9 protein-coding genes are annotated in these 8,654 nt (G+C 71.7%); 5 read left to right on the top strand and 4 right to left on the bottom strand.

Annotated features, from left to right (window positions below):
* Nucleotides 1-789 (bottom strand): tRNA epoxyqueuosine(34) reductase QueG (gene queG, locus FV222_RS11380; RefSeq protein ID WP_147814319.1); only part of this gene is annotated, 789 nt, incomplete at its 3' end.
* A 29-nt stretch (nucleotides 790-818) separates the two neighbouring features.
* A complete protein-coding gene (locus FV222_RS11375) occupies nucleotides 819-1,511 on the bottom strand; it encodes a glutathione S-transferase family protein (protein ID WP_147750396.1) in 693 nt (230 codons plus the stop codon).
* 254 nt (nucleotides 1,512-1,765) lie between these two features.
* Between FV222_RS11375 and FV222_RS11370 the strand changes: the two genes are divergently transcribed.
* The 5 genes from FV222_RS11370 to FV222_RS11350 all read left to right on the top strand — a co-directional run bounded on the left by FV222_RS11370 (nucleotide 1,766) and on the right by FV222_RS11350 (nucleotide 6,395).
* Entirely contained in the window at nucleotides 1,766-2,569 is an 804-nt protein-coding gene (locus FV222_RS11370; protein ID WP_147750450.1) for an undecaprenyl-diphosphate phosphatase, read from the top strand.
* Between the two features lie 112 nt (nucleotides 2,570-2,681).
* Nucleotides 2,682-4,553 (top strand): methylmalonyl-CoA mutase subunit beta, encoded by a 1,872-nt coding sequence (locus tag FV222_RS11365; protein WP_147763289.1) that lies wholly within the window; start codon nucleotides 2,682-2,684, stop codon nucleotides 4,551-4,553.
* A gap of 109 nt (nucleotides 4,554-4,662) precedes the next feature.
* Nucleotides 4,663-5,049 carry a hypothetical protein gene (locus FV222_RS11360; RefSeq protein ID WP_147763288.1) on the top strand — a complete coding sequence of 129 codons (387 nt, stop codon included), beginning with the start codon at nucleotides 4,663-4,665 and terminating at the stop codon, nucleotides 5,047-5,049.
* A gap of 176 nt (nucleotides 5,050-5,225) precedes the next feature.
* Nucleotides 5,226-5,648, top strand: coding sequence for a hypothetical protein (locus FV222_RS11355; RefSeq protein WP_147763287.1), 423 nt, complete (start codon nucleotides 5,226-5,228; stop codon nucleotides 5,646-5,648).
* A 24-nt stretch (nucleotides 5,649-5,672) separates the two neighbouring features.
* The gene (locus tag FV222_RS11350) at nucleotides 5,673-6,395 is read left to right on the top strand and encodes a glutathione S-transferase (RefSeq protein ID WP_147814315.1); all 723 of its coding nucleotides are present in this window, start codon (nucleotides 5,673-5,675) and stop codon (nucleotides 6,393-6,395) included.
* Between the two features lie 3 nt (nucleotides 6,396-6,398).
* On the opposite strand, the gene FV222_RS11345 is transcribed toward FV222_RS11350, so the two are convergent.
* Both FV222_RS11345 and FV222_RS11340 read right to left on the bottom strand, forming a co-directional pair.
* A complete protein-coding gene (locus FV222_RS11345; RefSeq protein ID WP_187277309.1) occupies nucleotides 6,399-8,171 on the bottom strand; it encodes a sensor histidine kinase in 1,773 nt (590 codons plus the stop codon).
* 157 nt (nucleotides 8,172-8,328) lie between these two features.
* A partial coding sequence (locus tag FV222_RS11340; RefSeq protein ID WP_187277308.1) for a response regulator transcription factor occupies nucleotides 8,329-8,654 on the bottom strand: 326 nt, incomplete at its 5' end.

Below are 8,654 nucleotides of genomic sequence, written 5' to 3'. Positions count from 1 at the left end.
GAAGGCGGGGTCGGCCGCCATGCGCGCGTCGCGCGCCGCGTGGGCGAACTTGTTCCAGGGGCAGATCGCGAGGCAGTCGTCGCAGCCGAACACCCGGTTGCCGATCGCCTTGCGGAACTCCGGCGCGATCGGGCCGGCATGCTCGATCGTCAGGTAGGAGATGCAGCGCCGCGCATCCAAGCGGTAGGGGGCCGGGAAGGCGTTCGTCGGGCAGACGTCGAGGCAGGCGCGGCAGGAGCCGCACCGGTCGGGTTCGGGCGCATCCGGCTCCAGCTCGGCGGAGGTGTAGATCGCACCGAGCAGCAGCCAGTTGCCGTGGCGGCGCGACAGCAGCACCGTGTGCTTGCCCTGCCAGCCGAGGCCGGCGGCGGCGGCGAGCGGCTTCTCCATCACGGGTGCGGTGTCGCAGAACACCTTCACCCGCACGTCGCCCTTGGCCGAGAGGTAGCCGCCGAGTTCCTTCAGCCGCCCCTTCACCACGTCGTGATAGTCGCGGCGCTGGGCGTAGGCCGCGATCGCCCCGCGATCCTTCCTCGCCAGAAGGTCGAGCGGATCGGTTTCGGGGCCGTAATTCGTGGCCAGCACGATGATGCTGCGCACCCCCGGCCACAAGGTCTTGGGTGAGGCGCGCTGGTCGGCGCGGTCCTGCATCCAGTCCATCGTGCCGTGGGCGCCCTCGCCCAGCCATGCGGCGAGGCGGCCGGGCAACTCCGGCACCGCCTCCGGGCGGGTGACCTGCACGTCGCAGAAGCCGAGGTGGCGGGCGCGGGCCTCGACGAGGCGGCGCAGCTCGGCGCCGGCGAAGGTGCGGCGGTCGCTCAGAAATCCAGGTCCGCGTAATGCCCGGCCGGCGGCATGCCCGCGACCCGGTCGGCCAGCAGAGCCCGGAAGGAGGGCCGCGACTTGACCCGCGCGTACCAGTCCCGCGCCGTCTCGTCCTCGTCCCACGGCACGTCGCCGAGGTAGTCGACGCAGCTCAGGTGCGCGGCGGCCGCAAGGTCGGCGTAGGTCAGGTGGTCGCCGGCGATCCAGCGGCGGCGGGCCATGAGGTAGCCGATGTATTTGAGGTGGTAGCGCACGTTGGTGCGGGCGGCGCGGATCGCGTTCATGTCCGGCGGGCCGCCGCCGGTGGCGCTCGTCATGAAGCGCTTGGCGATCTTCTCGGTCACGAGGTAGCCCGTCACCTCGGCGTCGAACTTGACCAGGAACCAGTCCATCAGCCGGCGCACCTCGACGCGCTCGGCCGGATGGTCCGGCATCAAGCGGCGGCCGGTGAGCCCGAGGCCGCGGGTCTCGTCGAGGTATTCCGCGATGATGCCGCCGCCGGGCACGACGAGGCCGCCCTGCTCCATCAGCACCGGCGTGGTGCCGGCCGGATTGATCAGCAGGAACGCGTCGCGCCTGTCCCAGGGCCGCTCCTCGACGAGGCTCGGCTCCAGGCCCATCTCGGCCAGGACGAGGCGGATGAAGCGGGAGTTGGCGCAGAAGGGAAAGTGATAGAGCGTCGCCATCGAGGCCGTTGTCGGACGAGGGGGGCTGCCGGCGGGACGCGCCGCACGGGATACCCCGCGGGACCGGGCTTGGATGCATCGTTATTGCCCGATCGTTGCCGCCTCATTAACACGCCGCACCGGTCGCGGTAACCGCCCGTTCACCTTGATCGGCGAACCGTGGGCGCGCCGCCGCACCGGGCGGCGATTCCAACCCACCAGGCCGGTCGCCTTCGTGCGCGGCCGAGGCGAGCGATGATGCGAGATCTGCGATGATGGATGCGATGAGCATCGCGAAGGCGGTCGTGCTCGCGGTCGTGGAGGGCGCGACCGAGTTCATCCCGGTCTCCTCCACCGGCCACCAGCTGCTGGTCGGGCACTTCATCGGGTTCCACTCGCCCAACAACACCTTCGAGGTGCTGATCCAGCTCGGCGCGATCCTGGCGATCCTGGCGGTGTACTTCCGCCGGCTCCTGGGCATCGCCTTCGCCCTGCCGAACGACCCGAAGGCGCGCCGGTTCGTCCTCGGCATCCTCGTCGCCTTCCTGCCGGCGGCGATCGTCGGCGGCCTGTTCTCGAAGGTGATCAAGGCCTACCTGTTCAATCCGTGGATCGTCTGCGCGACGCTGGTCGCGGGCGGGCTCGTGCTGCTCGTCCTCGACGACACCGAGCTCGAGGTGAAGAAGACCGACGTCTACGACTTCACCCTGCCGATGGACCTGAAGATCGGCATCTTCCAGTGCCTGGCGATGATCCCGGGCGTGTCGCGCTCCGGCGCCACCATCGTCGGCGCGATGCTGATGGGCGCCGACAAGCGTTCGGCCACCGAGTTCTCGTTCTACCTCGCGATGCCGACCATGGCCGGCGCGTTCGCCAAGGACCTGCTCGACAACTACAGGAACCTCGGCAGCGACGACGTCGGCCTGATCGCCATCGGCTTCGTGGTGGCCTTCGTCTCGGCGCTGGTCGTCGTGCGGACGGTGCTCGACTACGTCTCCCGCCATGGGTTCTGGCTGTTCGCGTGGTGGCGCATCGTCGTCGGCTCGGCGGGGTTCGCCGGCCTGATCATCTTTGGATAGAAAATACGCGCATCCCGGTCGATTGCCTCGCCAGCGGGGCCGTGCGAGGGCAGACGGATGGGGAGATCGGGCGAAAGACCCGCATCCCGGCACCGTTTGAAGGCCCGCTGCGATGGAAGACAGACCGCTTGCCGACCTCTTCGAGCCCGCGACCCGCGCGCGCTGGCTCGGCCTCGTCGAGGGCGTTCTGAAGGGCGCCGACTTCGAGAAGCGCCTCGTCTCCAAGACCGCGGACGGCCTGCGCATCGAACCGCTCTACGAGGCGGCCGAGCCGGCGCCGCAGCCGGTCCGCGCTCCCGGACCGTGGCGGATCGCCCAGCACGTCGACCACCCTGAGATCGAGCAGGCGAACCGGCAGGTGTTGGCCGACCTCGAAGGCGGCGCCGACGCGCTGACCTTGGTGTTCTCCGGCGCGCCCGCCGCCCACGGCTACGGCCTCACCGCCCGCACCGTGGAGGAGTTGGAGGCGGCGCTCTCCGGCGTCATGCTGCCGCTGATCGGGCTGCGGGTCGACGCCGGCCCGCTCGGGCTGGAGGCCGCCCGCCTCGTCCTCGACCTCGCCAAGGCGCGCGGCGAGGACCTGTCGGCCTGCGACATCGACCTCGGCATCGATCCCGTCGGCACACTCGCCGCCTCCGGCACCCTCGGGGCGGTGTGGTCCGAGATCGCGCCCAAGCTGGGCCGAGCGGTGAAGGAGTTCGACGCAGCCGGCTTTGCCGGGCGCGCGCTCCTGGCCGACGGACGACCCTACCACGAGGCCGGTGCCGGCGAGGCGGCCGAGCTCGGCGCGGTGCTCGCGACGGCGGTGGCCTACCTCCGGGCGCTGGAGGCGGAAGGGATTACGCTCGAACGCGCCCGCGACGCGGTCGGCATCCTGCTCGTGACCGATGCCGACGAGTTCCTCACCATCGCGAAGTTCCGGGCGATGCGCCGGCTCTGGGCCCGCATCGAGCAGGCCTGCGGCCTCGACCCGAAGCCGCTGCGGCTCCACGCCGAGACCGCGTGGCGGATGATGACCCGGCGCGACCCCTTCGTGAACATCCTGCGGACCGCGATGGCCGCGACCGGCGCCGGCCTCGGCGGCGCGGACGCCGTCACCGCCCTGCCCTACACCCAGGCGCTCGGCCTCCCCGACGCCTTCGCCCGGCGGGTGGCGCGCAACAGCCAGATCGTCCTGATCGAGGAATCGAACCTCGCCCGCGTCGCCGACCCGGCGGCGGGCGCCGGCGGCTTCGAGAGCCTGACCGCGCAGCTGGCCGAGGCCGGCTGGGAAGCGTTCCAGGCGATCGAGCGCGAGGGCGGCATCGTCGCCTCGCTCAGCGTCGGCAAGCTCCAGCGCCGGATCGAGGCCACCCGCGAGACCCGCGCGAAGAACGTCGCGACCCGGCGCGAGGCGCTGACAGGCGCCACCGAGTTCCCGTACCTCGCCGAGAAGCCGGTGGCGGTGCTCGACGTGGCGCCCGTGCCGCCCGCGCCGGCCGCGAGCTTCGGCACCGGGGCCGCGGTCGCCTGCGACGCGCTTCCATCGCAGCGGCTGGCCGAGCCCTACGAGGCGCTGCGCGACGCCTCCGACGGCCTCCTCGCCAAGGGCGGCAAGCGCCCGCAGGTGTTCCTGGCCAACCTCGGCCCGGTGGCGGTGTTCAACGCCCGCTCGACCTTCGCCGCCAACGCCTTCGCCGCCGGCGGAATCGAGGCCCTGAGCAACGACGGGTTCGCCGACGAGGCGAGCCTCGCCGAGGCGTTCACGGCGTCCGGCGCCGCGCTCGCCTGCCTGTGCTCCTCGGACAAGGTCTACGAGGCGCGCGCGGTCGCCGCGGCGACCGCCCTCAAGGCGGCCGGCGCCAGGACGACCTACCTCGCCGGCAAGCCGGCGGCGGAGCTGGCCGAGCCGCTGCAGGCGGCGGGCGTCCACGACTTCCTGCATGCCGGCGGCGACCTCCTGGCCCTGCTCAACGACGCCCTGCGGCGGGCCGCCCGCGCCTGAGTTTGGAAATCGGCAACCGATCCGGCCGTCGCGTGTTTCGATGCGGACAGGCCCGCACGCCCGAACGGCGCGTGCGGGCCTCGCGACACGCGCGCTCGACCGGGATCCGATGAAAGCACTGACGCTGGCCGCCGCCCTCCTCATCCTCGCAGCCGGCGGCCTCAGCCCCGCCGACGCGGCGCGGAAGAAGGTCCAGATCCCGAACCGCTACGACGGCAACTGGAGCATCGAGGTCATCACCGAATCCGGCATCTGCGACCGGGCCTACCGCTACGGGGTGCGCATCGAGCGCGGTCAGGCCAGCTATCCCGGCGGCGACTTCTCGATCAGCGGGCGCGTGGCGAGCAACGGCGCCGTGCGCGCCGCGATCTCCAACGGGTCGGCCACCGCCAACGTCGTCGGCCGCCTCGGCCGCCAGGGCACCGGCGCCGGCACGTGGTCGACCGACGGCGCCCCCGGCTGCAGCGGCCGCTGGAACGCCGAACGGCGCGGATAACGCGTCCTTCGCGGGCGAACGCGCGTCCGTCCCGGCGACCTCGTCTGTGACTCGGAAGCGACGGTGATCCATGATCGCTGCGCGCGGTCGCGTCGCAGCGTGGATGGCCCTGTTCCCGACACGATCCCTGGGGAATACTCCACTCGATCGATCCCTCGTTCGAGGCTTCCCGCGCGATGAAGACCCCGCTGCTCGGTGTGCTCGCATTCCTTCTCGCCCTCGCGCCGGCCACGGCGCGCGAACGCCAGAAGCCCGATGCCGACACGGCGATGGCGCCGTTGCAGCAGGCCGCGACCGATTGCTTCGCCGAGACGGTGATGGCCAACCCCGGCGCGATGAACCACGCCCGCGCCGGCCGCTGGTTCCAGGCCGCGGGGGTGATCGGCTTCCTCTGCCGCCCCGAGGTCGACGCGATGATCGCAACGCACGACCGCCTCTTCGGCCGCGGCACCGGCGCCAAGTACTTCAAGGGCGCCTACGCGCGCCATCTCGACCAGCAGCTCGCCCTTCGCCTCCAGCCGATGCTGGAGCGCAAGACCGTCGCCAGCGCCGAGCCCGCGGCCGACAAGGCCGTCGCGGACGAGGCGCCGGGCGAGTGACCGGTCTCGCGTAGCGCTTCCGCGATGGCCTACGAACTCTACTACTGGCCGATGCTGCAGGGGCGCGGCGAATTCGTGCGCCTCGCCCTCGAAGAGGCCGGCGCGGCTTACGTCGACGTCGCCCGCGAGCCAGAGACCGACGGACTCGGCCTGCCGGCGCTGATGCGGATCCTCGAGGATCTCGACGAGCCGCGCCCGGCCTTCGCCCCGCCCTTCCTGCGCGACGGCGACCGGGTCGTCGGGCAGACGGCGGCGATCCTGCTCTATCTCGGCCCTCGGCTCGACCTCGTCGGCGCGACCGAGGACGAGCGGATCTGGACCCACCAGATCCAGCTCACCATCGCCGACACGGTGGCCGAGGCGCACGACACCCACCATCCGGTCGCGGTCGGCCTCGCCTACGAGGACCAGAAGGCGGAAGCCGCCCGCCGCGCCGCGCATTTTCGCGCCGACCGCATCCCCGAATTCCTGGCCTGGTTCGAGCACGTGCTGTCGCGCAACGGCGGCACCCATCTCGTGGGCGAGCGCTTGAGCTACGCCGACCTGTCGCTGTTTCAGCTCGTCGACGGCCTGCGCTACGCCTTCCCGAAGGCCATGGCCGCGCAGCTCCCCGACCACCCGCGCGTGGCCGCGCTCCACGCAGCGGTCGCCCGACGCCCGCGGATCGCGGCCTATCTCGCCAGCCCGCGGCGCATCCCGTTCAACGAACAGGGCATCTTCCGGCGCTACGCCGAACTCGACGGTTAGGCCTCACGACGCCGGCTTCTCCGCCCGCCCGCGATAGGACAGCGCCTCCGCCAGGTGCAGGCGGCGGACCGTCGGCTCGCCGTCCTCGTCGGCCGGGCCGGGGCGGTTCTCGGCGCGGATCGAGCCGCGATGCGCCTGGACGATCTGGCGGGAGATCGAGAGGCCGAGGCCCGAGTTCTGGCCGAAGCCCTGCTCGGGGCGGTCGGTGTAGAAGCGCTCGAAGATCCGCTCCAGGGCGTGCTCGGGGATGCCCGGCCCCTCGTCCTCGCAGATCAGCTCGATGTCGCCGCGCACCCGCCGCAGGGCGACGCGGACCTTCGCCTCCGTCGGCGAGAACGAGCGGGCGTTGTCGAGGAGGTTGTTGACCACCTGGCCCAGGCGGCTGTCGTGCCCGATGATCGCGAACGGCGCGTCCTGGTCGCCGGCGGGCGCGTCGACGTCGAGCTGGATCACGCAGTCCTTCGGGCGCTTGCGCTCGTTGGCCACCGAGACGACCGTGGACAGGAGCTTGCGCAGGTCGACCCGTCGCGCCTCGGCGCGGGCGAGCTCGGCATCGAGCCGCGAGGCGTCGGCGATGTCGCTGATCAGGCGGTCGAGGCGCTTCACGTCGTGCTGGATGATCGCCATCAGGCGGCTGCGCGAATCGTCGTTGCGGGCGAGCGGCAGGGTCTCGACCGCGCTGCGGAGCGAAGTCAGCGGGTTCTTCAGCTCGTGGCTGACGTCGGCGGCGAAGCTCTCGATCGCGTCGATGCGCCTGTAGAGCGCCTGGGTCATGTCCCGCAGGGCGCCGGAGAGGTGGCCGATCTCGTCGGTGCGGCTGGTGAAGTCGGGGATCTCCTCGCGGGTCTTGATTCCCATCCGCACCTTCTCGGCGGCCTCCGCCAGGCGCCGCACCGGCCCGGCGATGGCGCCGGCCAGCAGGATCGAGAGCACCACCATCACCATCGCGGCGACGAGGAAGACCTGGAACAGGCCGAAGCGCTCCGAGGCGATGACCCGGTCGATCGCGTCCCCTTGCGTCGAGAGCAGCAGCGCGCCGCGCACCGCCCCCGAGCGCTGGATCGGCACGGCGACCGAGACCGTGGTCTCGCCGAGCTCGTTGCGGCGCACGAGGCTGCCGCGGGCACCGTTCAGCGCGGTCTGGACCTCGCGCAGCGAATGGCCGTTCGTCGGCCCGACCTCCTCCTGCGGCTTCACCCGCTCGCCGAACAGGCCGAAGCTCCAGGCCTGCGCGACCTCGAAGGCGCGCTCGAGCAGGGAGCGCTTGCGGACCTGCGCGGTGCCGGCCCCGCCCTCGGGCCGGTTGAACAGCGAGCGCGTGTCGAACAGCAGGCCGCCCTCGCTGTCGAACACCCGCGCGCGGTTGCCGGTCGGGGTGACGAGCCGGCGCAGCAGCGGCGCCACCTGCTCCGGGTTGAGCGAGAAGGCCAGCGGCGAGGATTCCTCCTCGGTGCCGTTGCCCTCGCCGGCCTGCTGCTGGAGCAGCTTGTCGGGGTCGATGCGGATCGTCCCGGTGTCGACCGAGGCGGACGAGGCGATGGCGCCGGCGATGATGTCGCCCTGGATCGCCAGGCTCTGGACGCGGGCCTGGATCAGCCCCTGCCGGAACTGGTTGAGGTACAGGAACCCGACGAGCAGCGCGATCAGCCCGACGAGGTTGAGCACCACGATGCGGCGGGTCAGGCTCGACGAGGCCCGCTGTCCGATCGCATCCCAGGAGGCCCGCGGCCATGCGAGCGGGCCGCGGCGCGGCTCTTCATCGGTCTGCGACGTCACGACGGTCCGGTCTTCGACGGGGAATCGAGGGAAGCGAGGCGGGCGAAACGCGATCCCGAGGCGTCTCACGCATCGGGATCGGCCCCCCGCGACGGCGGGGCGGCGGTCGTCCGCCGGACCTCATGGGTGAGAACCCATGAGGCAGTGTGGAAGGCCTTCAGCCTTCCTTGAAGCGGTAGCCGACGCCGTAGAGCGTCTCGATCATGTCGAAGCTGGTGTCGGTCACCTTGAACTTCTTGCGCAGCCGCTTGATGTGGCTGTCGATCGTGCGGTCGTCGACGTAGACCTGGTCGTCGTAGGCCGCGTCCATCAGCGCGTTGCGGCTCTTCACGACGCCCGGGCGGTGGGCGAGCGCCTGGAGGATCAGGAACTCGGTGACCGTCAGGGTCACCGGCTCGCCCTTCCAGGTGCAGGTGTGGCGCTCCGGGTCCATCATCAGCGAGCCGCGCTCCAGCGAGCGGGCGGCGGCGTCGGCCTCGCGGG

Source organism: Methylobacterium sp. WL103 (assembly GCF_008039885.1).
Lineage (GTDB): Bacteria > Pseudomonadota > Alphaproteobacteria > Rhizobiales > Beijerinckiaceae > Methylobacterium > Methylobacterium cerastii.
This window is presented reverse-complemented; position numbering and strand designations above follow the sequence as displayed.

Bases quoted from the DNA above. Each gene is read 5' to 3' on its own strand.
- FV222_RS11370 (WP_147750450.1), top strand. From the start codon at position 1,766: ATGGATGCGATGAGCATCGCGAAGGCGGTCGTGCTCGCGGTCGTGGAG.
- FV222_RS11350 (WP_147814315.1), top strand. From the start codon at position 5,673: ATGGCCTACGAACTCTACTACTGGCCGATGCTGCAGGGGCGCGGCGAA.
- FV222_RS11365 (WP_147763289.1), top strand. From the start codon at position 2,682: ATGGAAGACAGACCGCTTGCCGACCTCTTCGAGCCCGCGACCCGCGCG.
- FV222_RS11355 (WP_147763287.1), top strand. From the start codon at position 5,226: ATGAAGACCCCGCTGCTCGGTGTGCTCGCATTCCTTCTCGCCCTCGCG.
- FV222_RS11360 (WP_147763288.1), top strand. From the start codon at position 4,663: ATGAAAGCACTGACGCTGGCCGCCGCCCTCCTCATCCTCGCAGCCGGC.
- FV222_RS11375 (WP_147750396.1), bottom strand. From the start codon at position 1,511: ATGGCGACGCTCTATCACTTTCCCTTCTGCGCCAACTCCCGCTTCATC.